Origin of the sequence: Pseudomonas sp. TR47, assembly GCF_044143025.1 — a bacterium.
In the GTDB taxonomy this organism is placed as follows: Bacteria; Pseudomonadota; Gammaproteobacteria; order Pseudomonadales; family Pseudomonadaceae; genus Aquipseudomonas; species Aquipseudomonas putida_E.
On record NZ_JBHFCS010000002.1, the window covers coordinates 239,235 to 263,465 of the forward strand.

Sequence of the window (24,231 nt, forward strand, 5' to 3'; positions counted from 1 at the left end):
GTACACAGATGCAAGACCTGGAACTGAGCGAAGAGCAGATCATGATCCGCGACATGGCCCGGGACTTCGCCCGCGGCGAAATCGCCCCGCATGCCCAGGCCTGGGAAAAAGCGGGCTGGATCGATGACGGCGTGGTGCGCAAGATGGGTGAGCTGGGCCTCTTGGGCATGGTGGTGCCGGAAGACTTCGGCGGCAGCTACACCGACTACGTGGCCTATGCCCTGGCCGTCGAGGAAATCTCCGCAGGCTGTGGCGCCACCGGTGCGATGATGAGCATCCACAATTCGGTGGGCTGCGGCCCGCTGCTGGCCTATGGCACGCCCGAGCAGCAGCAGACATGGCTGCCGCGCCTGGCCAGCGGCGAGGTGATCGGCTGCTTCTGCCTGACCGAGCCACAGGCCGGTTCCGAAGCGCACAACCTGCGCACCCGCGCCGAGTTGATCGACAGCCAATGGGTGATCAATGGCGCCAAGCAGTTCGTCAGCAACGCCCGCCGCGCGGGCCTGGCGATCGTCTTTGCCGTGACCGACCCAGAGCTGGGCAAGAAAGGCCTCTCCGCATTCCTGGTACCCACCGATAATCCGGGGTTCAAGGTCGATCGCAGCGAACACAAGATGGGTATCCGTGCATCCGACACCTGCGCCGTCACCTTCGACAATTGCCGCATCCCCGCCGCCAACCTGTTGGGCGAGCGTGGCAAGGGCCTGGCCATTGCCTTGTCCAACCTCGAAGGCGGGCGTATCGGCATCGCGGCCCAGGCCCTGGGCATCGCCCGTGCCGCGTTCGAGGCTGCGCTGGTCTATTCCCGCGACCGGGTGCAGTTCGGCAAGCCGATCAACGAGCACCAGAGCATCGCCAACCTGCTGGCCGACATGCAGGTGCAGGTCAATGCCGCACGGCTGCTGATCCTGCATGCCGCGCGCCTGCGTAGCGCAGGCAGACCCTGCCTGTCGGAGGCGTCACAGGCCAAGCTGTTCGCATCGGAGATGGCCGAGCGGGTGTGTTCGATGGCGATACAGGTGCATGGCGGCTATGGCTACCTGGAAGATTACCCGGTTGAGCGCTATTACCGTGATGCACGCATCACGCAGATCTATGAAGGGTCGAGCGAGATCCAGCGGATGTTGATTGCCAGGGAGTTGAAGCACTATCCGTTGTAATGTTCCTCGCTGGGGCCCACAGGTAAAGCCCTGCCCGCCAGGCTGGCAGGGCTCCTGTGGGAGCAACTGGCTTGCCAGCGATTGTGCCCGTCAAGTCAGCGCCGTTGCTTGAAGGTCTGCGAAGGCAGCTGCCCAAAACGCTCGCGGTAGGTCTCGGAAAACCGCCCCAGGTGCAGGAAGCCGTAATCCATCGCCAGTTCTGTCACACTGCGCACCGCGCAACTGCCATCGCTCAGGCACGCATGCACCCGCTCCAGTTTGCGTTGGCGTACGTACTGCTTGGGCGTGGTGCCCAGGTGGCGATCGAACAACGCATACAATGAACGCACACTCATGCAAGCCTGTTCGGCCAGCGTTTCGGCTGCCAGCTCCAGTTTGAGGTTGCGGTCGATGTAGTCCAGGATCCGCTCCAGGCTGGCCCCCGGCGTAGCCAGGCTTTCCCGGCGGATGTTGGTGCTCATCAGCGTCAACAGCTTGCTGGCGACGATCTGGCTGTAGTGCCCCTGCACCCGCGGCAGCGAATCACTCACCTCGGCCTCATGGCAGACCATGGCCAGCAGGTTGACGAAACCGTCCAGCTCTTCGAGCCGGTAGTGGTTGCGCAAAAACCGTACCCCTCCCTCAGGCCGCTGCCAGCGCTGCTCCTCGCAGATCGAGTCGAGCATGTGCGTCGGCACCTTGAGAATGAACTTCTCGCAGTCCTCGGAATAGGTTAGGTCCACCGGGTCGTCGGGGTTGATCAGCAGCAGCTCGCCCGGCACCAGGTGGTGCTCGCGCTGATGCCCGCGCCACAGGCAATTGCCGTTGAGTAGCACCTGCAAGTGATAGATGGTTTCCAGGGCTGGTGAGGTGACCCGCACGCTGCCACCGTAGCTGATGCGGCACAGGTCGAGTTCGGCGAACTTGCGGTGGCTGAGGCTGGCCTGCGGATGCGTGGTGCGCGACAGGCCAATGCAGTGCTGGCCCACATGACGGTTGACGTAATCGGATACCGCATAAGGGTCGGCGTGATGGAACACGCTACTGCGCTCGCTCAGCAGGCGGCTTTCCATAGGCAAGGCACTCGGTATCGTTATTGTTCTGGGCGCCGCACCCTACTGGCCTGGGGCCTGTGGTTGCGGTCGTTCACGGTCATTCTACCGGGCCGGGGTCGGGTTTCTAAAGGCAGCTGACCGCCGGTGGCTTGGTCCCACACTAAGCAAAAGATGGGGGTTGGGCAATGAGATGTTCGGATTGGCCGGGCGGCTATCGGACAGGCGCGAGCAGCGCTTGGGCGGTTATCGAACGAAACAGCTTGCAACCAACCTGCACGTCCACCCGGTAACTTTTCCCACATCAGAACCTGCGGATCTGTTAAAAAACCGCATGCCCACCTACTTCCTTACGCACCTGCGCCGTCGCTGGCTCACCTGGCTGTGTGCCACCTTCCTGATGGTCGGCCTGCCGGCCGGCTGCGCCGTGCTGCAGCACAAGGAACGCGAACTGGTATTCCGTATCGAGCCTGGCCAGGCCAGCTGGTTCCGCGGCCTGCCCAATGGTGTGCAGGAACTGGACCTGCGCCCGCGCAGCTTCGCCGCCAATCAGAGCCTGCACGCCTGGTGGTGGCCGGCCCGCCGCGCCGACGCGCCGGCCATCCTCTACCTGCACGGCGTACGCTGGAACCTCACCGGCCAGCTGTTTCGCATCGAACAGCTGCATGCCATGGGGTATTCGGTGCTGGCCGTGGATTACCGAGGCTTCGGCCAAAGCCGCGGCGGCCTGCCGTCCGAAGCGACAGTTTACGAAGACGCGCGCATTGCCTGGGAGCGGTTTGCCCAACTGCAACCCGATGCAGGCAAACGCCTGATCTTTGGCCATTCACTGGGCGGCGCAGTGGCGGTGGAGCTGGCTGCCGACCTGGCGCGCCAGGCGCAGAAAGACGGCGGTACAGCCCCGGCGCGGGGGTTGATCCTGGAGTCGACCTTCACCTCACTGGGCGATGTCGCCGCTGCCGTGGCTGATACCACCCTGCCGGTGCGCTGGTTGCTGTCGCAGAAATTCGATTCGCTGGACAAGATCAAGGACGTCGGCCTGCCACTGCTGCTGGTGCACGGGCTCGACGACCGTTTCGTGCCGCCGCGTTTCAGCCAGCAATTGTTCGAAGCGGCGCAGGAGCCCAAAACCTTGTTGCTGGTGCCAGGGGCCAGCCACAACAACAGCATGAGCCGTGCCGGCCAGCGCTATCAGCGTGCGATTCAAGCATTGCTGTAACGGGGTTCACTGCACCGGCAGGAAATTCATCAGCAACAGGCTTTGCGCGTAGTTGAGCCCGATTCGCCGGTAGCGCTCATCCAACAGTTGCGCCAGCAGATCCAGCCGCGCCACGATCTTGCCGAACTCCACTGCAAAACTCAGGTTGCTGCCCTCCTGCGAAATCTCGTTGGAAAATAACAGCAATACCCCATTGGCATCCTGGCGCTGGCTGAGCATCCAGGTGGCCTTTTCGATGTTGCGAGCGGCGTTGTTGACGAACAAAGGGTCGATGGTGTCCGTCATGTAGAACTCGGTTCGCCCACCGTGTGCGGTGATCAGCATGCTGCCGATGGCGTAGATGAACGCACCGACGCGGTCACCGCGAAACTCCGGGCTCAGGGCATAACTCAAGGCAACGAGGTCGCGACGGTTGCCAAGCTGCGCCAAGGGTTGACGCTGTTCGATGGCAATGCGGATCTGCCGCTCTGCAGTGGCGGCATCGAGGTAACCGGACATCTTCCACTGGCTGGGGTTGCGCAGGTACAGCTTGTTCATCAGCAGGTACAGGCTCTGCAGGTTGTCGCGCATGGCCAGCGTCGCCATGCGGTCGACACTGGTCTGGAACAGCTCGCTGGGCTTGCCGTTGCCGAACTGGTTGACGATGTCCTGGCCTTGCTGCTGGGTGCAGGCGCCCAGGCAGACCAGTGTGCCTGCCAGCAGCAGGCGCGGGAAGAATACGGGTTTGCTTGCAACCATCGGCACCGGGTCGAAATCGGCGGCCGTGCCGGGGATCGGCGCGGCCTGGCCAAGCATAGAGCCCGCAAACCGGAAAAAGTGCGATGGCGGGGCTACCGCAAGTCAGTGCACCTGCTCGCCGGCTTGCTCAGGTCTACCAGGCTGGCGCCCATGAAAGCCTTACAAGCAACAATCACATGGCGTGGCGCAGCAGCTCCACGACCTGCGCGTGCAGCACCGGATCACCGCACGCCACCACACAGCCGCCGTGCTGTGCCGAACTGCCATCCCAAGCGGTGATCACCCCGCCCGCCCCTTCGATGATCGGCATCAGCGCCTGCACGTCATACGGTTGCAGGCTCGCTTCGACGATCACATCGACAAACCCCGAGGCCAGCATGCAGTAGGCGTAGCAATCGCCGCCGTAGCGCATCAGCCGCGCCTTGTCAGCCACGGCCTGGAACGCAGCCTTGCGCTCTGGGGTATCGAACATGTCCGGCGTCGTGCACATCAAGGTTGCCGCCGCCAGGTCTGCACAGGCGCGGGTCTTCAATGGCGTGCCGCTGCGCCACGCACCTTCGGGGGTACCGACGAAACGCTCACCGGTGAAAGGTTGGTTCATCACCCCCAGCACGGGGCGGGTACCATCGTTCAGGGCGATCAGCGTGCCCCACAGTGGCAGGCCGGTGATGAAGGCGCGGGTGCCATCGATGGGGTCGAGCACCCAGGTCAATGGGCTGCTGCCGATTGCCACACCCTGCTCTTCGCCAAGAATGCCGTGTTCCGGGTAACGCGCCTGGATCAGCGTGCGCATGGCGTCTTCGGCAGCCTTGTCGGCCACGGTCACCGGGTCGTACAGGCGCCCGCCCTTGTCCTCGACGTCCAGGCTGGCACGAAAGTACGGCTGGATCGCGGCTGCAGCGGCATCGGCCAACTGCTCGGCGAAGGCGCGGAATTCGCCGGTCTGTTCAGCACTCAGGGACATGAAACGGGCCTCGTGAAATGATGGGGCTGGCATCATACCCGACAAACCCTTTGGCGGTAGACGCCTGCGTATTCGCGGGCAAGCCCGCTGCCGCCTAGACTGAACAGACCAGATCAACAGGCATGAACCGGGGGGCTGCCCACACGTGGAGGTGTGCGATGAGCCAGTTCAAGCGTTTGTTAGTCATGCTCGGCCCGCAGATGCGTTACACGCCCGCGCTGCAACGCGCGGCGGCGTTGGCCGAATCCAGCGGTGCCCTGCTGGATATCAATGTCTTCGTCGACGATGTCGACACCTTTGGCCTGATGAGCGACGGCCGTGAACGCGAGCGGCTGCTTGCCGACAACCGCCAGTGGCTGGCCGATGCCACCGAGCAATTGCGCGATGACGGCCTGGATGTGTCCACCGAACTGCTGCTCACCCGTGATCCGCTGGGCAGCGTGATCGAGCGCATCGAGCAGTTGGGCTGTGATTTGCTGATCAAGGATGTACAGCACGAACCGGTGCTCAAGCGCCTGTTGGTCACACCGCTGGACTGGCAACTGCTCAAGGACAGCCCGGTGGCCGTGCACCTGGTCAGCGACATTCGCCTGCCGCTGCCCCGGCAAATCGCCGTCGCCGTCGACCTCAACAGCCACGGTGCCGGCGAACACCTGGACGAGCAGGTGATCCACTGCGCCCATGCCTTGGCCCTGCAGTGCAACGCCGAACTGCACCTGTTGCATGTGTGCGATGCGGCCAGGACCCATCTCGCCGACTTCGGCGCCGGCACGGTGACCATGCCCGGTTTCGAGGGCAGTGTGCGCACCGCGCAACGGGCAGCGTTCAATCGCCTGGGTGACCATCACCAGGTCCCGCTGGAACGCCGACACTTTCTGGAAGGTGCAGCGATTCGGGCGATCGCCCAGTTCGTCAGCCACGGCCGGGTCGATGTGATCGTGATGGGCAACCACCGGCATGACGCCATGCAGACGTTCCTGGGCGGGACCACGGCGCATGTGCTGGAGCATCCGTTGTGCAATGTGCTGGCGGTCAAGGGGGTGCGTTGAGGCATCAGCTGAGATTTTTGGGCTGTCGGATTGAGCGCCGGCTGCGCGGTGCTTGATCTGACAGCCCAGTCAATCGCACGACCAGCACCAAACTGGTACTCCCGACCCACTTAAAAATAATGCATTTGATAATGATTCGTAGTACTTTCGCGGCGTATCAATCCCCTTCCTAGCGCCCTACTTCAGGATCGTACCGTCGATGCGTCGCACGTTCGTTTCGCTTTGTGTACTACATGCTGTCTCCCCGTTGGCTTTCGCCGAGGCTGAAACACTCGGTAACCCCGCCCAGATCGAACTCCAGGCCTTGAACATTAACGGTACCGCCGACAGCGAACGCGCCGATGGACCGGTCGAGGGCTACAAAGCCAGTCGTTCGGCCAGTGCCACGCGCACAGACACCGCGCTGCACGAAATACCGCAGTCGATCAGCGTCGTACCCAAGGATGTACTCGAAGACACCGGCGCCACGCGGCTGCAGGACGGCCTTGACTACGCAGGCGGCGTTGGCCGCGCCAACAACTTTGGCGGCCAGGGCCTGACCACTTTCACGGTGCGCGGTTTCACCACGGGCGAGTTCTACCGCAATGGCTTCCCGATCAACCGTGGCTACCCCAACGCCCCCGATGCCAACAGCGTCGAGCGGCTGGAAGTGATCCGCGGCCCGGCCACCAGCCTCTATGGCCGTGGCGACCCGGGCGGGACCTTCAACGTGGTCAGCAAGCAGCCACTGGCCGATCCCAAGGTAACGCTTGGCAGCCAGCTCGACGACCAGGGCATGCACCGGGCAACGCTCGATGCCACGGGGCCGCTCAATGAAGATGGCTCGCTCGCCTACCGCCTGAACGTGCTGGGTGAAGGTGGTGATAGCTTCCGCGACGATGTCGAGAGCGAACGCTATGACGTTGCGCCCGTGCTCAGCTGGCAGGTCAATGACGCCACGAAGATCGTCTTCGAGGGCGACTTCATGCGCAACAACCACCCGCTGGACCGGGGCCTTACCCGCCTGCCCGGCCAGCGCGGCACTGCCTCGCGTGACACCAATATCTGGGAAAAAGGCAGCGACAACCTGCTGCACAACGACAACAACATGGCGCAGTTGCGCTTCGAGCACGCGCTCAGCGAAGACTGGACCTTGGGTGGCGGCATGCAGTGGCTGGACGGCTCACTCAAGGGCAACGCCGTGGAAGCCAATGCGTTGCAGGCTGATGGCCAAACCCTTGGGCGCAACTTCAACTACCGCAAGCTCGAATGGACCGACCGTGACTACCAGCTCAACCTGACCGGCCACTTCGACACAGGTGGCTTCGCCCACACCCTGCTGACCGGTATCGAATATGAAGACTACGACTACAGCTCGATCATTCAACGTTCGGCCGCCGGTGCCGGCGCCTATCCGATCGACATCTTCGACCCGGTGCTGGGCCAGCCCCGCCCTGCCCTGACCCGCACGACTACCCACGACAAGGAAAACCTCAAGACCTGGGCCGCCTTCATCCAGGACCAGGTCGCCCTGACCGAGCGCCTGAAGGCACTGGCCGGGGTGCGCTTCGAGCGTTACGAGCATGACTACGACAACAAGCTGAACAATGCTGGTGACTTCAGCAAGGGCGAAAACGGCGTCACCCCTCGTTTCGGCCTGCTGTATGACATCACCGACACGCTTGCCGTGTACGCCAACACCGCGCGGTCGTTCAAACCCAACAGTGGCGCCAGCCTGCAAGGCAGTGGTTTCGACCCGGAGAAAGGCAAGTCGTATGAGTTGGGTGTGAAGTGGGAAGCGCCCGATCGCCAGCTAAGCATCGACGCGGCTGTCTACCACATCGTCAAGGAGAACGTGCTGACCCGCGACCCCAATGACCCTTCTGGTACCTACAGCATCGCCGCCGGCGAGGTGCGCAGCCGTGGGCTGGACATCAACATTGCCGGCAACCTCACCCCTGAGTGGCGTGTGATCGGTGGCTATGCCTATGTCGACGCCGAGGTCACCCAGGACAACACCGTGCCCAGCGGCACGCGCCTGGCGAACATCCCGCGCAACAGCTTCAGCCTGCTGAACACCTACGAGTTTCAGGATGGTCTGGCCAAGGGCCTGGGGCTGGGGGTTGGGGTGAAGTACATCGACGACCGTGCCGGGCAGACCGCCGCGACGACCTACACCATGGCGAGCTACAGCGTGGTCGACCTGCACAGCTTCTACAAGGTCAACGAGCATGTACGGCTGAACCTGGACGTGAAGAACGTGTTCAACAAGGGCTATGACGAAGGGGCGTTCAACACTTACGTGTACCCGGGTGCACCGCGCACGGTGCAAGCCGGGGTTGCGTACACCTTCTGAATGGCCGGGGCCGCTGGCGCGGCCCGCCGTTTCAGAACGCCTTGCTGTAGAACAGCGAGTAGGATTCGATGCCGTCGTTCGGCTGTTTGATACCGGCGTTGGAGTAGTGCATGGCACGGATGCCGACTTTCTGCTCGCCCGGCAACTTCAGGCCGAAGCCGATGCGGTCCTCGAAATTGACCGACGAACCCAGGTGTTGATCGCCGACATCGGTCTTGGAAAATGCTGCCAGGCCGATGCCTGCCTCGATGTACGGGGTGTAGGTGAAGCCGCTGAACTCGTAGGTGAACACCGGGCTGAACGACAGCGAGTGAGCACCGCTGGCCTCGCCACCTTCCCAGTAGGTGTAGGCCGCATCCCAATAACCGGTCACGAAGCCGGTGCTGCTTTGCAGCCATTTCTTGTCCCAGTCGAAGGCCAGGCCGATACGGTAAGTCATGTCGCCCTGGCTGGTGGCGCCCACGGCGCCGGACACCTGCGCGGCCTGGGCCAGATTGGCCCCGGCAACGGCCAATGCGGCGGCTGCCAGCATAGTGGCAAGACGGGTTTTCATCGATGACATCTCCTGATGGTCAACACGGGCAAGCGGGGGCTTTTGCCCCTCGATTTTTACGGTGGCCGGTGCATCCAACCGGTCACACGAGGTAATACTTTTCTGATTATTGTCCAATTAATCAGAAAGTTGGAAGTGAATTGCCACCAATGGCTAATGTTCAGTACGGTCTGAGCCAGCGCGCCGCTCCTCAAGCAGCTTAACGAACATGCTCAAGCTGCGCGACACGGTACCGCGGCGCCACACCAGCCAGGTCTTGAGGTAGCGAAAATCCTCCGACATGGGCCAGGCGCTAACCGTGGTGCAGCCGGGCATGTTGTCGAGCATGCTGCGTGGCAACATGGCCAGGCCGGCACCTGCGCTGACGCAGGCGAGCATGCCGTGGTAGGACTCCATTTCATGGATCTTGCCTGGTACCGCCTGGTCCTGGACGAACCAGTTCTCGAAATGATGGCGGTACGAGCAGTTGGCACGGAAGGCGTAGATACTCGCACCGTTGACGTCCTGCGCACGGGTTACCGGGGCATGGTTGAGCGGCGAGATGATCACCATCTCCTCCTCGAATACCGGCATGCCTTCAAGCGTGGGGTGCAACAACGGGCCATCGACGAATGCTGCCACCAGGCGCCCGGACAGCACGCCTTCAAGCATGGTCCCCGACGGCCCGGTGGAAAGGTCCAGGTCGACTTTCGGGTAGCGCTGGTTATAGGCGGCCAGCAATGCCGGTATACGCACGGCTGCGGTGCTCTCCAGCGAACCCAGGGCGAAGGTGCCTTGCGGGTCTTCGCCCGCCACCGTCAACCGGGCCTCGTGCACCAGGTCGAGGATGCGCCGGGTGTATTCGAGGAAGTTCCAGCCAGCCGGCGACAGGCGCAGGCGGCTTTTTTCACGGATGAACAACTCGACACCCAGGTCTTCCTCCAGCTGCTTGATGCGCGTGGTCAGGTTAGACGGCACCCGATGGATGTGCTGGGCGGCGGCGCTGATGCTGCCCTGTTCGGCCACTGCCTTGAAGATCTCCAATTGCACCAGATCCACAGTCATTCTCCAAACGTGAATGTTTCGCTCATTATTATTCAGTTTTCATTAAACCCCTAGCCCACTAGTCTGGCCTCACTGATGAACAACAACGAGTGTGCAGCCATGAGCCAGATCAGCAGCCTGACCCACGCCATCTCCATCGACCCGCACAGCGGCGAGCAGATCGGCAGCTACCCTTTCGACACCGACGCCGCACTGGAAGCGGCGCTGCAACGTGCCAAGGCTGGCTATCGCCAGTGGCGCCAGGTGTCGCTGGGTCAGCGCAGCGAGTACCTGCTTGCCCTGGCCGACACCCTTGAGGCCAAGGCCGAAACCTTCGCGCAGATGATCAGCCGCGAAATCGGCAAGCCGATCAGCCAGGCCCGAGGTGAAGTGAGCAAGTGCGTCGGCCTGTGCCGCTGGTACGCCGAGCACGGCCCGGCGATGCTTGCGGCTGAGCCGACCCAGGTCGAAAAAGCGCGTATCGAATACCGCCCGCTGGGCCCGATCCTGGCCGTGATGCCGTGGAATTTCCCGATCTGGCAGGTGCTGCGTGGCGCCGTACCGGCGATCCTGGCGGGCAACACCTATGTGCTCAAGCATGCGCCGAACGTCATGGGCAGCGCCTATCTGATGGGCGACCTGTTCAAGGATGCCGGCTTGCCCGAAGGCGTGTTCGAGGTACTCAACGTGACCCCGGACGGTGTCACCCGCGCCATCAACGACCCGCGCATCGCTGCCGTGACGTTGACCGGCAGCGTGCGTGCCGGCATGGCGATCGGCGCCCAGGCCGGTGCCGCGCTGAAGAAATGCGTGCTCGAGCTGGGTGGCTCCGACCCGTTCATCGTGCTGGCCGACGCCGACCTGGATGCTGCGGTGAAAGCCGCCGTGGTCGGCCGCTACCAGAACACCGGGCAGGTCTGCGCCGCGGCCAAGCGCCTGATCGTGGAAGAGAGCATCGTCGAGGCGTTCACACGCAAGTTCGTCGAGGCGACGCGCCAGTTGAAGGTCGGCAACCCGCTGGAAGATGACACCTACATCGGCCCGATGGCGCGCTACGACCTGCGCGACGAGCTCGATGGCCAGGTCCAGGCGACCCTCGCCGAGGGCGCCACCTTGCTGTTGGGCGGCAACAAGGTCGAAGGGGTGGGCAACTTCTACGCACCGACCGTGTTCGCCAACGTCACCCCGGACATGACCGCGTTCAAGCAGGAGCTGTTCGGCCCCGTGGCTGCGATCATCACTGCCCGCGATGCCGAACATGCGGTGGAGCTGGCCAACGACAGCGAATTCGGCCTGGCATCGACCATCTACACCGCAGACTATGCCCTGGCCGAGCGCATGACGGCAGCGCTGGACACCGGTGGGGTGTTCATCAACGGCTATTGCGCTTCTGACCCCCGCGTGGCCTTTGGTGGGGTGAAAAAGAGTGGCTTCGGGCGTGAGCTGTCGCATTTTGGCGTGCGCGAGTTCACCAACGCGCAAACCGTGTGGCTGGATCGCAACTGATTTCGTGAGCCGGGGCTGCTTTGCAGCCCCGGCACGCTCAATCGCGGACCTGGTCCTTGACCCAGTCCAGCATCCCCCCCGGCACGATCAGCTCGTGCCGCGCCCGCGAACATGCGGTGTACAGCCCCGCCAGCATCCGTGCCCGCTCATTGCGGTTGCCGGCCGTTACCGGCGCAACCATCAGCTCCGGCGAGACCATCACCCGGGCGAACTCCATGTTCTTCACATCGCGTACACGGCCAAGGAACAGCTTGGGCGCCTTGTCCCAGCGGTAGCGGCTCTTGGCCTTGGCAAAGTGCTCCGGGGTGTAGCCCTTGCGCAGCATATTGGCCACGGCAACGAACGCCTTGTCGTCCCCCTTGTCTTGCTCAAGGGCCTGCCAGCTTGGGTATCGGAACAGCATCGGGTGACGCGGCCGCGTGCCATAGCGGTACAACTCGATGCAATCCTCGACGAACAGCTCGAAATCCTTGCGTGCGCTTTGCAGCAGCACGAACGGCACACCCTGGTGGGTCAGGCGCTGGAACCAACCGAACAACCCCCACTCGTCATCGACGATCAACGCGGTGGGCTGCTCGGGCACCGTCACAGCATCGAAGAAACTGACCCGCGTGTAATGCTCGGCACTGCCGCTGAAGGCTGCCTGGATGGCCGCCGGGTGGGCCTGGATCAACGGGTTGAGTACGCTGTCCATGGCAGGCCCTGCGCGTAATGAATGGTCGATATAACGCTGGCGGATGAAGCCGCCATGGTGCGGGCTCAAGCCATTGAGGTTCTGCAGCTCATCGCCCAGGGCAATGACAGATTGCGGGCTGCGGTCCAGCACGGCGACCATGGGTGCGGACAACTCGTGGGCTTCATCGACGATCACATGGGTATAGCGGCTGTCGATCAGTTCGGCCGTCAGCGACAACAGTTTGACCCGATGGTAATCGCGCACCGGCAACTGGATCTCGCGCGACGATGGGCGGATCAGTTCCTGCCAGTACAACCTGGCCTTTTCCAGCAGCACTTCCTGATCCAGCGGCGAGGTCCCCGGGCCGGCCCAGGGCAAGTGATGCAGCTGCAACTGGTTGTCGCCGCTGCGGCAGAAGCTGCGCACGGCCTTGATGCACAGGGCGACCACGTCCCGGGCGGCCAAGGGGCCGATATCGGGGATGGCCAGCCATTTCACCACCTGCGCCTCCTGCGGGCGCCATGACAACTTGGTTCGGTACGGATCGCGCAGGCGCCAACCGTTGCTGGTGAGGTCGCGGTTGAGAATCTCGTCGGCCAGTTGGCCAAAGGTCATCGCCGTGTACGCCTCAGCATCCTTGACCCGTGCCCGCAGTGCCCGGAGCTGGCCTTCGGTGAGGGCCAGCAGCAAGGTGCGTTGCGGGTCGAGCAGGCGCGCGAACTGGTGGATCAGGAAGGTTTTGCCGGTACCGGCGAACCCCTGCACCGCCACCGACTCGTCCACCCCGGACAAGAACTCGCGCAGCAGGCGGTTCTGCTGGTCGCTGAGCATGAGGTCGCTGGCCAACGACGGCAGGTACACCGGGTGCAACGGCGTGACCCGCTGCCGGTAGCTGTCGGCGAACTGGAAGTTCCACTGGCCTTCGGCGTCCTGAAATTCCTCTGCCGGGTAGTCGACTTCGGGTGATACCAGCGCGACGCCGTTCTCACCCAGCATGCCGAGCCCCATGGCAAACGCCTCGCGGTCGAAATGCTGCGCTACCTGGCCCTGAAAACGGCCAGGCGCCGCCGTTTCGACCTCATTGGCAATACGCACGATTTCAGCGAAGCGGCGTTCCTGTGCGTCAGCCGAAACGCTGGCAGGCTGGCGCGGCAGGTTCTGCACGAACAGCACGGAGGCCGCCTGCAGCACGCTGGCGCCAGGGAAAAAGTCGGTGGCTGGGGGGGCGCTGGCGAGGCGCTCGGCCTGGTCGCTGGGCAAAGGCAGGTAGAACATCGGGACCTCGGGTGAACACTGCCGGGCACGATAGCAACTTTTCCGAGGCAATGCTGGGTTTAACCGCGAACCGGCCGGCCCCGCTTGAGCGTCTCGCTGGGCAGTTCCCGGAACAACTGCCGATAGCTTTCGGAAAAGCGCCCCAAATGCCAGAACGACCAGCGCATGGCCACTTCGGCAACCGTCACCTCGCCACCGCGCAACAGGTCGCGCCGCGCCCCATTGAGCCGGCGAAGCCGCAGCCAATGGGCCGGCGGCATGCCGGTAAACGCCTTGAATGCCTGCTGCAGCTGGCGCAGGGAAACGCCGGCAACGTCTGCCAACTCCAGCAGGTTAAGGGTTTCTTCGGGGCAGTCGGCAGCCCACTCACTGACCCGCTGCATGATCGCCCGCTCCTCTCCCCGCCGCCCCAGCGCTCCGCCCTGCAGCTGCTGGCAGGCGTTATCCAGGATGAACAGGCAGTCTTCCAGCAACTGTTCGGCCAACGCTTGCCCCGCAAGTGGGCAATCGGCTTGCCCCAATCGCGTCAGGGTAGCGCTGAGCCAACTGCCGAACAGCGCATTCTGGCCGCTGCCCAGCGGCACCATGAACAAGCCGTCAAGGCGCTGCGGGTCGAGGGCGTGGCTGGCCAGGAAGGCCTGGTCGAACACCACCGCCACCTCCTGGTAGTTCTCCGGTGTGATCCAGATATTGCGGCTCTGTTCGTTGAGCAGGTACAGGCTGTTTTCGCTGCGGTCGAAGCAAAACGCCAACGCGCCGCTGGGGGCACGGAAAAACTGCTCGACCCGGGTGTTCAGGCGCTCTTCGTACACCTGCACGCCATCCAGGCCCAGGCAACGCAACTGGCCGCTGAAGTGGCCGGGCGACATCTGCCGGTACTGCTGCTGCCAACCGGGGGTGGCGCGCACCTGTTCGGTCACATCGGTGGTGTGGAAGGCCTGGACCTGCAAGGCATTGGGCGTTGTCACGCTGCGTCCTAATTGCACTCTTTTGGTGCATTCATTGCCGAAGAAAGTGGATAGATTGCCCCTGGGGGCTGCGCCCAAGATAGCCCTCAGCACGGCATGTGGGAAGGCTCCTGCACACCAGTGCCACAAAAACCCAACCAAGAGGTCTGTATGAACGCCCCCTTCGATCAGCTTTCCACCTGGCTGAAAGAACACCGGATCACCGAAGTCGAATGCGTGATCAGCGACCTGACCGGCATCGCCCGCGGCAAGATCGCACCGACCGCCAAGTTCCTCCATGAGCGTGGCATGCGCCTGCCCGAGAGCGTGCTGCTGCAGACCGTCACCGGCGACTACGTCGACGATGACATCTACTACAGCCTGCTCGATGCCGCTGACATCGACATGGTCTGCCGCCCCGACCCGACTGCGGTGTATCAGATCCCCTGGGCCATCGAACCGACCGCCATCGTGATCCACGACACCTTCGACAAACAGGGTAACCCCATCGAACTGTCGCCGCGCAACGTGCTGAAGAAGGTGCTCAAACTCTATGCCGACAAGGGCTGGCGGCCGATCGTCGCTCCGGAGATGGAGTTCTACCTGACCAAGCGTTGCGAAGACCCGGACTTGCCACTGCAAGTGCCACTGGGCCGCTCCGGCCGCGCCGAAAGCGGGCGCCAGTCGTTTTCCATCGATGCCGCCAACGAATTCGACCCTTTGTTCGAAGACGTCTATGACTGGTGCGAACTGCAAGGCCTGGACCTCGACACGCTGATCCACGAAGACGGCCCGGCGCAGATGGAGATCAATTTCCGCCATGGCGATGCGCTGGACCTGGCCGACCAGATCACCGTGTTCAAGCGCACGATGCGTGAGGCGGCGCTCAAGCACAACGTGACGGCCACCTTCATGGCCAAGCCGATCACCGATGAACCGGGCAGTGCCATGCACCTGCACCAGAGCGTGGTCGACATCGCCAGCGGCAAGCCGGTGTTCGCCAACGACGATGGCAGCATGAGCGCGCTGTTCCTGCACCACATCGGCGGCCTGCAGAAGTACATCCCCAAGCTGTTGCCGATGTTTGCCCCGAACGTCAACTCCTTCCGCCGCTTCCTGCCGGACACCTCGGCGCCGGTCAACGTCGAATGGGGCGAGGAAAACCGCACCGCCGGCCTGCGCGTGCCGACCTCGAGCCCCGACGCCATGCGCGTGGAAAACCGCCTGCCGGGTGCTGACGCCAACCCCTACCTGGCGATCGCCGCGAGCCTGCTGTGCGGCTACCTGGGCATGGTCGAGAAGGTCGAACCCAGTGCGCCGGTACAAGGCCGCGCCTACGAGCGGCGCAACCTGCGCCTGCCGATCACCATCGAGGACGCGCTGCAGCACATGGAGGACTGCCAGACCGTACAGCGTTACCTGGGCAAGCAGTTCGTCCAGGGCTACGTGGCGGTCAAACGTGCCGAGCATGAAAACTTCAAGCGTGTGATCAGTTCGTGGGAGCGTGAATTCCTGCTGCTCAGCGTCTGATCTGCGGGGGCTGCCGTGCAGCCCCTCACACCCAACCCAAAGAACAAGACCAACGAGGTGTCGACATGCGTCATCTGCAAGCCCTGATTCCTGCAGCATTCACCCTGCTGTTCGGTGCAGCCGCCCAGGCTCAGCCCACGGTCAGCGTGTACAACTGGACCGACTACATTGGCGATACCACCCTGGCCGACTTCCAGGCCAGCAGCGGGATCAAGGTGGTCTATGACGTGTTCGATTCCAACGAAACCCTGGAGGGCAAGCTGCTTGCCGGGCGCACCGGCTACGATGTGGTCGTGCCGTCCAACCACTTCCTCGCCCGCCAGGCGCAGGCCGGTGCCTTCCTGCCACTGGACCGCAGCAAGCTGCCGAACTGGAAGCACCTGGACCCGAAACTGCTCAAGCAACTTGAGCAGAACGACCCCGGCAACCAGTACGCGGTGCCCTACCTGTGGGGCACCAACGGCATTGGCTACAACGTCGAGAAGGTCAAAGCCGCACTGGGCATCGAGCGTATCGACTCCTGGGCGGTGCTGTTCGAGCCAGAGAACCTGAAGAAACTCAAGCAGTGCGGAGTGGCCTTCATGGACTCGCCCGACGAATTGTTCCCGGCCATGCTCAATTACCTGGGCATGGACCCGCGCAGCGAAAAGCCGGCTGACTACGCCAAGGCCGAAGCGCACCTGCTTGAACTGCGCCCCTATATCACCTACTTCCACTCGTCCAAATACGTTTCGGACCTGGCCAATGGCGACATCTGTATTGCCTTCGGCTACTCCGGCGATGTGTTCCAGGCCGCCAACCGCGCTGTCGAGGCGAAAAACGGCGTGAAGATCGCCTACAGCATCCCCAAGGAAGGCAGCAACCTGTGGTTCGACCTGCTGGCCATTCCCAAGGACGCCAGCAACCCCGAGCAGGCGCTGGCCTTCATCAACTACCTGCTCGAACCACAGGTGATCGCCAAGGTCAGTGCCACCGTCGGCTATGCCAATGCCAACCCCGACGCCAAGGCCTACATGGATGAGTCGCTGGTCAACAACCCCGAGATCTACCCACCCCAGGAGGTGCTGGACAAGCTGTACATTTCCAGCACGCCGAGCCCGAAGATCATGCGGGTCATGACCCGCTCCTGGAGCAAGATCAAGTCCAACCGCTGAGCCGAGAGCGCGCCATGCCATTCGACACCCAACACACTGCGTCGTACTACGCCGCTACCGCGCGTGATACCGCGCCCTACCCCAGCCTGGACGGCGAACTGACCGCTGATGTGTGCGTGGTCGGCGGTGGCCTGACCGGGGTCAATACGGCGCTGGAACTGGCCGAGCGTGGCCTGTCGGTGATCCTGCTCGAAGGCCGGCGCGTCGGCTGGGGCGCCAGCGGGCGCAACGGAGGCCAGTTGATCCGCGGCATCGGCCATGACGTCAGCGGTTTTGCGCGCTATGTCGGCCAGGACGGCGTGCGCTACCTGAAACAGGCCGGCATCGACTCGGTGGCCCTGGTGGCCAGGCGTATCGAGCAGTACGGCATTGCCTGCGACCTGCGCTGGGGCTTCTGCGAACTGGCCAATACACCTGCCCAGTTCGCGGCGTTCAAGGACGAGCAGCGCGAGCTGGCGGAGCTTGGCTATGGCCATGAAACGCGCCTGGTCGGCCCTGAGCGACTGCATGAGATCGTTGCCAGCGATCAGTACGCCGGCGGGCTGGTGGACATGGGGTCGGGCCATCTGCACCCGCTCGACCTGGTCCAGGGTGAAGCGCGCGCGGCCCATGGCCTGGGGGTACGCATTTTCGAGCAGAGCCCGGTGCTGCGCATCGAGCATGGCACCACGGTCACCCTGCACACCGCTCGGGGCAAGGTCAGGGCACAAAGCCTGGTGCTCGGTTGCAACGCCCACCTGGACGAACTGGAGCCACGCCTGAGCGGTAAAGTGCTGCCTGCCGGCAGCTACGTGGTGGCCACCGAGCCACTGCCCGAGGCTGTGGCCAAGGCGCTTATCCCGCAGAACATGGCGATGTGCGACCAGAAGGTCGGCCTGGATTACTACCGCCTCACCGCAGATCGTCGGCTGTTGTTCGGCGGGGCCTGCCATTATTCAGGGCGCGACCCGAAGGACATCGCCGCCTACATGCGGCCCAAGGTGCTCAAGGTGTTCCCGCAACTGGCCGACGTGCGCATCGATTACCAATGGGGCGGGATGATCGGCATCACCGCCAACCGCTTCCCTCAGGTCGGGCGGCTGAGCCAGTACCCGAATGTCTACTACGCCCAGGGCTACTCTGGGCATGGCCTGAATGTGACGCACTGGACGGCCAGACTGCTGGCTGAAGGGATCGCTACCGGGCACAGCCAGGGGCTGGATGTCTTCAGCGCCGTACCCCACCTTACCTTCCCGGGCGGCAAGGCGTTGCGCTCGCCGCTGCTGGCGTTGGGGATGCTGTGGTATCGGGTGCGCGAGGTGCTGGGTTGACTCAGCACTCGACGAACGCCACCGCCAAACCACCACGCGAGGTTTCCTTGTAATTGGCATGCATGTCGGCACCGGTATCGCGCATGGTGCGGATTACCCGATCAAGCGAGATGAAGTGCTCGCCATCACCGCGCAGGGCCATCTGCACGGCATTGATCGCCTTGACCGCGGCAATCGCATTGCGCTCGATACACGGCACCTGGACCAGGCCTGCGACCGGGTCACAGGTCAAGCCCAGGTTGTGTTCCAGGGCAATTTCGGCGGCGTTTTCCAACTGCGGCGGTGTAGCGCCCAGCACTTGGGCGAGGCCTGCCGCGGCCATCGAGCACGCCGACCCCACCTCGCCCTGGCAACCCACCTCGGCACCGGAGATCGATGCATTCTTCTTGCACAGGATGCCGACAGCGGCAGCGGCCAGCAGGAACGCCACCACATCGTCGTCACAGGTAGCGGGGTTGAATTTCATGTAGTAGTGCAACACCGCGGGGATGATGCCCGCCGCGCCGTTGGTCGGCGCTGTGACCATGCGCCCGCCAGCGGCGTTCTCTTCATTGACCGCCAGGGCGAACAGGTTCACCCACTCCATGGCACTCAGGGTCGAGCCGATCACATTGGGTTTGCCCAGTTCCTGCAGGCTGCGATGCAGGCGTGCAGCGCGGCGCTTGACGCCAAGCCCGCCAGGCAGGATGCCCTCATTGCGCAGACCGTTGTCGACGCATTCACGCATCGCCGCCCATATCCGCAGCAGCCCTTCGCGCACCTCGGCTTCAGGGCGCCACGCGCATTCATTGGCCAGCATCAGCTGGGCAACGCTCAACTGGTGGGCCTTGCACAGCGCCAGCAACTGGGCGGCACTGGAGAATTCGTAGGGCAGCGGGACTGCAGCCGCCTGGTTCTGGGGCGCGTCGATTTCACCCTGTTCGAGAATGAAGCCGCCACCAACAGAGTAGTAGGTCTGGCTGAGCAGGCTGCCCTGCTCGTCCATTGCCTCCAGGGTCATGGCATTGGGGTGGTACGCCAGGTTTTCCTCCAGCAGCAGCATGTCGCGTGCATAGATGAAAGTCAGCGGGTGGCTGGCGTCGAGCATCAGGCATTGCTCCTGCATCACCTGGCCAATGCGTGACTCGATGGTGGCCGGGTCGATCCGGTCCGGCCACTGCCCCATCAGGCCGAGCAGGCAGGCGCGGTCAGTGGCATGGCCCACACCCGTGGCGGAAAGCGAACCATAAAGCCGTACTTCGATACGCCTTACCTGGCCCAGCAAGCCCTGGGTGCGCAATGCCTGGGCAAAGGTGGCGGCTGCCCGCATGGGGCCGACGGTGTGGGAGCTGGATGGGCCGATGCCGATTTTGAAAAGGTCGAAAACACTGATAGCCATGCTAATGCCTGACCGCGCCGGGCTGTATCACCGTTACGCGGCTGTCTGGATAAATTGAACGCTATTGCGGATTTGCGCGATACTGCCGCGCTCACCTGTTGATGACCAACGAAACTTTCTAAGCAAGGCTTTAGCAGAACTAAACGATGCGACGACAAATGAACGGCCAGATGTTCGTCTGGCTGCATGTTTTTTCCTGTGCGGCACGGCATCTCTCTTTCACCCGCTGCGCCGAGGAACTGCACATCACCCCCGGTGCGGTCAGCCAGCAGATGCGCCAGCTGGAGGAGCGCCTTGGTTACCGCCTGTTCCTGCGCCGGGCGCGGGGGGTAGAGCTGAGCGCCGAGGGGCAGCGCCTGGCGCAGACCGTGGCCGAGGCCTACGGCAGTATCGAAGCCGAACTGCTGCGCCTGGACGCCGGCGAGATCCGCGGCACCTTGCGCGTACGCTCGATTCCCTCGTTCCTGGCCAAGTGGCTGACACCGCGCCTGCCGCGCTTCCAGCAGCGGTATCCGGATATCGAATTGCGCCTGGTGGCCGAAGACAGTGCGCAGGCGTTGAACCCGGGCGACTTCGACCTGGCCATTGACCTGAATGATGGCAGCTACCCGGGCATGCTCTCGACCCCGCTGCTGGACGAACAGATCTTCCCCGTCTGCTCGCCAGCCCTGCTGCGCGGCCGCCCGCCACTGCACGGGCCTGCGGACCTTGCCCACTATCCACTGCTGCACGACATCACTGCCTGGCGCGGCAGTTCGGACTTTGCCGAATGGGAGTTCTACCTGGAGGGCATTGGTGCGCCACGGCTGGATGTGCGCCGGGGGCATACCTTCAACCGCAATCACCTGACGATAGAAGCGGCGATTGCCGGGATCGGCGTGGCCATAGCCCGTCGCACCTTACTCAATGATGAACTGGAACGGGGTGCGCTGATCGTGCCCTTCGGTGTGCCGATCGCCAACCACAAGCGCTATGTAGTGCATTACCCGCCAGGCGGGCTGAACCAGCCGGGCGCTCGTGCGGTACACGACTGGCTGGTGGAAGAGGCCAAAAGCTTCCTCCTGCAGCACCCTGTTCAAGCCCGTACCGCGTCCACCCGCACACCCGCGTAGTCATTCGACTGCAACGCGTTTCACATCGAAATCAAACGAGGGAACGTACTCACCGGCCAGCAAATGTGGGCATTTGGACGAGACAAAGTTGTCGCTCAACAGGTCTTGGGCGCTGTCATAACCCGGCATGGAAATGCCAGTGATGTTCAACAACGTATGCGGTAGGGAGGAAATGCTGATGGTCTGCCCTTCCCGCTGCTTGAGCTTTTGCAGCGTTTGCGCCTGCCGCTGCAGCAGGCTGCCTGAAGCCCAGAAAAACGCCGCGACCGAAAGGTCATACTCATTGCCCATACCGTGCCCTAGCAGGCCGCGGCTGTCATCCAGCAAATTCTCGCCATGGTCTGACGAATAGACCAACAGCGCCTTGCGCTGGCTGCTTTTGAGTTGATCGATGATCCTTCCCAACAGCCAGTCGGTGTACAAGATGGAGTTATCGTAATCTGCGGTGATCCGGTCCTTCGCGCTGTCGGTCGCAGGCTTGAATGTGCCGAACTCGCGTGGGTAGCGGCGGGCGTAATCGAAATGGCTGCCCTTGATATGAATAAAGATCGCCTGTTTTTGCGTGCCGCCTTGCTCGACGATGTTTTCGTAGGCCGACATCAATGCACCGTCGTAGCTGCGCTCAAAGTACTGCCGGCTCTGGGCCTCGGCAGCAATTTGCGGAATGATCCCGCCAAAACTGTCGACTTCCTGGGAAGACAGCCAGTACGTCTTGTAGCCGGCGGCGCGGTAGATGCCAACCAGCGATTTGGTCGAGGCGATCAGGTCCCAGTGCTCGATCGGCTCCAGGCTGAGCATCGAGGGCACCGCGACCGACGTATGCGGCGCCGTGGTGCACATGCTGTTGAACTTGAACACCCCCGACTCTTTGTCAAGGTTCGGCGTGGTGGAATGGTGGTAACCATACAGCGACCAGTTGTGTGGCCGTGAAGACTCGCCGATGACGAACACGAGGGTCTCCACGTCAGCGGCGTCCGATACTGCTGTTATTTTTACCTCGGACTCCAGGCGCTGTTTGATATAGCGCTTCGACTCGGCATACAACGTTACAGTCAAGCCGATTTGCGACAAATAACCCACAGGGGTACTTTGGTCCTTCGCTGCCAAGTCCAGGACTGCACTCCTGCCCAGCGAGTTGAGCTTTACGGTTTTATAAAAATAGGCGCCATACCCCAACACCAAGGCACTTATCGTCAAACCGAAAATTGCCTTGTTCTTGTAAAACGTGCGCCCGTGCAACCCTGCCAGCCCAACGCCGTAGCACAGCACGAATACCAGCAGCACCGCGCTGATCGAATGCCAGTAGGTACTGAGGAAATCAGTAGCCTCTTTGTAATTGGTCAGACCGATAAAAAGATAGGCCGCCGTCAAGCGTGAACCGAAGTTCAGCACCAGAAACAGGTCCACGCTGGCCGCCAGATAAAATGGCAACAACAGAAGATGAACCTTGAATTGATTGGTTGAAACGAAACGCGTGGCCAGCAGCCATAACATTGAAATGGCAAACGTATAGATAACCAGCAAATCCGTTTTCGAGCAATTGCACTCAGCCAAAAGCCTTACAAACAACGGCGACAGCAGAAACGACCATAACAGCAGAACCGGCCACTCTGCCTTCACTACCCTCGAGGCAACACCGCCCAGCCGAGACATGGTTTTCATTGATCACTGACCCTCTGGATGGCGCTCGGTCGAGTACCGGCCTTCAATAAGCCTGCTTGCCGGTAAAGGCATTGAGCGTTCGTACCAGAATCACGAAGTCGAGCCAGAGCGACCAGTTGTTGATGTACTCGATGTCCGAGTTCACCCGCTGGATCATCTGTTCGATGTCCTTGGTTTCCCCCCGGTAGCCACGTACTTGCGCCAAGCCTGTCATGCCGGGCTTGATGTTGTGGCGGGCGAAATAATCGACGATGTCCTGGGAGTACAGTGTGTCGTGTTGCAACGCATGCGGGCGTGGGCCCACCAGCGACATCTCGCCGGTTAGCACATTGAAAAGCTGCGGCAATTCATCCAGGCTGGTGCGTCGGATGAAGGCACCGACCCGGGTCAGCCTGGGGTCATTCTTTTGCGCCTGCTGGACCACGCCACTGTCGGGTTGGTGAACGCGCATGCTGCGAAACTTCCAGATGCGAAAAGACTCCCCCGTCCACCCGGTACGTTCCTGGCGGAAGAACACCGGCCCGGGGCTGTCGAACTTGATGACGGCGGCGACCACCAGCAGTACCGGCGACGCACACAGCAGAATGAACGCGGCCAGCACGCGGTCTTCCAGGTTCTTCAGGAACAGGCTCATGCCCGTGAGCGGGGTTTCAGACAACGTCAGTACCGGGATGCCGGCAATTTCACGGACGCTGTGGTTGATCAGGCGCAGCGAGAAAATGTCGGGCACCCAGTTGACCGCAATGCACTTGTCCAAAAGTTTCAGGTAGACATCGTTGATCAGCTCAGAGCCGCCGAGCGGCGTCACCAGGTACACCGTTCGGATAGCCTGCTTGGCGATGATCTCGTCCAGGTCGGCAATACGGCCCAATACAGGCAAGCGCAATTTTGCATCGGCAGTGCCCTGCCCATCGAGCTGTTCATCGATCAGCACACAACCCACCACCCGCTCTCCGAACCAGGGGTTATTGCTTATTTTCTGGTAGAGGAAGTTGGCCAGGTCACCCCCACCGATAATCAATGCGTTGTCCTGGCGAGCATGGGCAGTAAAACGCTTTTGCAGTTCGCGCACCACAATATGCAACAGCAACTGCACAGCGTAACCAAATATAAACAACTGCCCCACCAACAGCCGCGAATACGTTTCGCTTTGTTTGGTAAGAAAAGCGATAACCACCAGAAAACAAAACGTCGCAGACCACGCCTTGAACAGCCTGAAAGCTTTGACGGAAAGGCCAACGTTACTTCGATAAATGGCATAGTGGTCATAAATGACGGCCAGCGCACCGATCAGCAACAGCAGCATGATGACGTAGTCTGAAGTAATATAACCAAACTGATCGTAAATCAGATACCACGCGACACTGGTGACCGCTATGCCATCGAGGCCGGCTTGAATGGCGTTACTCACGCTACTTCTTCGCTGGAGCAAGGAACGGCTGCTTCTAGGCTCGAATACCATTATGAGGCCTCTTTTTATGTGCGTGACCCACGCGTCGCCATTACACCCGTGCGATAAAACCAACCTTAGGTTCAATACCAAATCATTAAAAAGCTGCCACGCCACCCCACGCCGCTTGATATCACTGTAGCAGTACCCGGCAGCCCG

At 62.2% G+C, this 24,231-nt stretch carries 19 protein-coding genes; 9 read left to right on the forward strand and 10 right to left on the reverse strand.

Annotation, left to right across the window (positions count from 1 at the left end; genetic code table 11):
• Positions 1–8 precede the first annotated feature (8 nt).
• A complete protein-coding gene (locus ACEWE8_RS03690) occupies positions 9–1,160 on the forward strand; it encodes an acyl-CoA dehydrogenase family protein (RefSeq protein WP_046786015.1) in 1,152 nt (383 codons plus the stop codon).
• A gap of 95 nt (positions 1,161–1,255) precedes the next feature.
• On the opposite strand, the gene ACEWE8_RS03695 is transcribed toward ACEWE8_RS03690, so the two are convergent.
• Positions 1,256–2,212, reverse strand: a complete 957-nt coding sequence (locus ACEWE8_RS03695) for an AraC family transcriptional regulator (protein ID WP_046786014.1) — start codon at positions 2,210–2,212, stop codon at positions 1,256–1,258.
• Positions 2,213–2,525: 313 nt separating this feature from the next.
• Here ACEWE8_RS03695 and ACEWE8_RS03700 point away from each other — a divergent pair, with 313 nt between their 5' ends.
• Positions 2,526–3,410 (forward strand): alpha/beta hydrolase, encoded by an 885-nt coding sequence (locus ACEWE8_RS03700; RefSeq protein ID WP_046786013.1) that lies wholly within the window; start codon positions 2,526–2,528, stop codon positions 3,408–3,410.
• A 6-nt stretch (positions 3,411–3,416) separates the two neighbouring features.
• Here the strand turns inward: ACEWE8_RS03700 and ACEWE8_RS03705 are convergent, their stop codons facing one another.
• Both ACEWE8_RS03705 and hisN read right to left on the reverse strand, forming a co-directional pair.
• A complete protein-coding gene (locus ACEWE8_RS03705) occupies positions 3,417–4,148 on the reverse strand; it encodes a hypothetical protein (protein ID WP_046786400.1) in 732 nt (243 codons plus the stop codon).
• Between the two features lie 172 nt (positions 4,149–4,320).
• Positions 4,321–5,112, reverse strand: a complete 792-nt coding sequence (gene hisN / locus ACEWE8_RS03710) for a histidinol-phosphatase (protein ID WP_046786399.1) — start codon at positions 5,110–5,112, stop codon at positions 4,321–4,323.
• A 158-nt stretch (positions 5,113–5,270) separates the two neighbouring features.
• Between hisN and ACEWE8_RS03715 the strand changes: the two genes are divergently transcribed.
• Positions 5,271–6,161: a universal stress protein gene (locus ACEWE8_RS03715; protein ID WP_046786012.1), complete on the forward strand. Its 891-nt coding sequence runs from the start codon at positions 5,271–5,273 to the stop codon at positions 6,159–6,161.
• A gap of 199 nt (positions 6,162–6,360) precedes the next feature.
• Entirely contained in the window at positions 6,361–8,496 is a 2,136-nt protein-coding gene (locus tag ACEWE8_RS03720) for a TonB-dependent siderophore receptor (protein ID WP_046786011.1), read from the forward strand.
• 31 nt (positions 8,497–8,527) lie between these two features.
• Here the strand turns inward: ACEWE8_RS03720 and ACEWE8_RS03725 are convergent, their stop codons facing one another.
• Complete coding sequence (locus tag ACEWE8_RS03725) at positions 8,528–9,049, reverse strand: acyloxyacyl hydrolase (protein WP_046786010.1); 522 nt, start codon at positions 9,047–9,049, stop codon at positions 8,528–8,530.
• A 153-nt stretch (positions 9,050–9,202) separates the two neighbouring features.
• On the reverse strand, positions 9,203–10,087 hold the full coding sequence (locus ACEWE8_RS03730; RefSeq protein ID WP_046786398.1) for a LysR family transcriptional regulator: 885 nt from the start codon (positions 10,085–10,087) through the stop codon (positions 9,203–9,205).
• Between the two features lie 105 nt (positions 10,088–10,192).
• Here ACEWE8_RS03730 and ACEWE8_RS03735 point away from each other — a divergent pair, with 105 nt between their 5' ends.
• Entirely contained in the window at positions 10,193–11,578 is a 1,386-nt protein-coding gene (locus tag ACEWE8_RS03735; RefSeq protein ID WP_046786397.1) for an aldehyde dehydrogenase family protein, read from the forward strand.
• A gap of 37 nt (positions 11,579–11,615) precedes the next feature.
• Here ACEWE8_RS03735 and ACEWE8_RS03740 read toward each other — a convergent pair whose 3' ends face one another.
• Both ACEWE8_RS03740 and ACEWE8_RS03745 read right to left on the reverse strand, forming a co-directional pair.
• Positions 11,616–13,529 carry an AAA family ATPase gene (locus ACEWE8_RS03740; RefSeq protein WP_046786009.1) on the reverse strand — a complete coding sequence of 638 codons (1,914 nt, stop codon included), beginning with the start codon at positions 13,527–13,529 and terminating at the stop codon, positions 11,616–11,618.
• 59 nt (positions 13,530–13,588) lie between these two features.
• Entirely contained in the window at positions 13,589–14,497 is a 909-nt protein-coding gene (locus tag ACEWE8_RS03745; protein ID WP_046786008.1) for a helix-turn-helix domain-containing protein, read from the reverse strand.
• A 150-nt stretch (positions 14,498–14,647) separates the two neighbouring features.
• Here ACEWE8_RS03745 and ACEWE8_RS03750 point away from each other — a divergent pair, with 150 nt between their 5' ends.
• The 3 genes from ACEWE8_RS03750 to ACEWE8_RS03760 all read left to right on the forward strand — a co-directional run bounded on the left by ACEWE8_RS03750 (position 14,648) and on the right by ACEWE8_RS03760 (position 18,470).
• Positions 14,648–16,006, forward strand: coding sequence for a glutamine synthetase family protein (locus ACEWE8_RS03750; RefSeq protein ID WP_046786007.1), 1,359 nt, complete (start codon positions 14,648–14,650; stop codon positions 16,004–16,006).
• Between the two features lie 65 nt (positions 16,007–16,071).
• Positions 16,072–17,160: a polyamine ABC transporter substrate-binding protein gene (locus ACEWE8_RS03755; RefSeq protein WP_046786006.1), complete on the forward strand. Its 1,089-nt coding sequence runs from the start codon at positions 16,072–16,074 to the stop codon at positions 17,158–17,160.
• A gap of 14 nt (positions 17,161–17,174) precedes the next feature.
• A complete protein-coding gene (locus ACEWE8_RS03760; protein ID WP_046786005.1) occupies positions 17,175–18,470 on the forward strand; it encodes an FAD-binding oxidoreductase in 1,296 nt (431 codons plus the stop codon).
• Position 18,471: 1 nt separating this feature from the next.
• Here the strand turns inward: ACEWE8_RS03760 and ACEWE8_RS03765 are convergent, their stop codons facing one another.
• A complete protein-coding gene (locus ACEWE8_RS03765) occupies positions 18,472–19,848 on the reverse strand; it encodes an L-serine ammonia-lyase (RefSeq protein ID WP_046786004.1) in 1,377 nt (458 codons plus the stop codon).
• A 146-nt stretch (positions 19,849–19,994) separates the two neighbouring features.
• Here ACEWE8_RS03765 and ACEWE8_RS03770 point away from each other — a divergent pair, with 146 nt between their 5' ends.
• Positions 19,995–20,960, forward strand: coding sequence for a LysR substrate-binding domain-containing protein (locus tag ACEWE8_RS03770; RefSeq protein ID WP_046786003.1), 966 nt, complete (start codon positions 19,995–19,997; stop codon positions 20,958–20,960).
• Here the strand turns inward: ACEWE8_RS03770 and ACEWE8_RS03775 are convergent, their stop codons facing one another.
• Positions 20,961–22,622, reverse strand: a complete 1,662-nt coding sequence (locus ACEWE8_RS03775) for a phosphoethanolamine transferase (protein WP_046786002.1) — start codon at positions 22,620–22,622, stop codon at positions 20,961–20,963.
• Between the two features lie 43 nt (positions 22,623–22,665).
• Positions 22,666–24,084, reverse strand: coding sequence for an undecaprenyl-phosphate glucose phosphotransferase (locus ACEWE8_RS03780; RefSeq protein ID WP_046786001.1), 1,419 nt, complete (start codon positions 24,082–24,084; stop codon positions 22,666–22,668).
• Positions 24,085–24,231 lie beyond the last annotated feature (147 nt).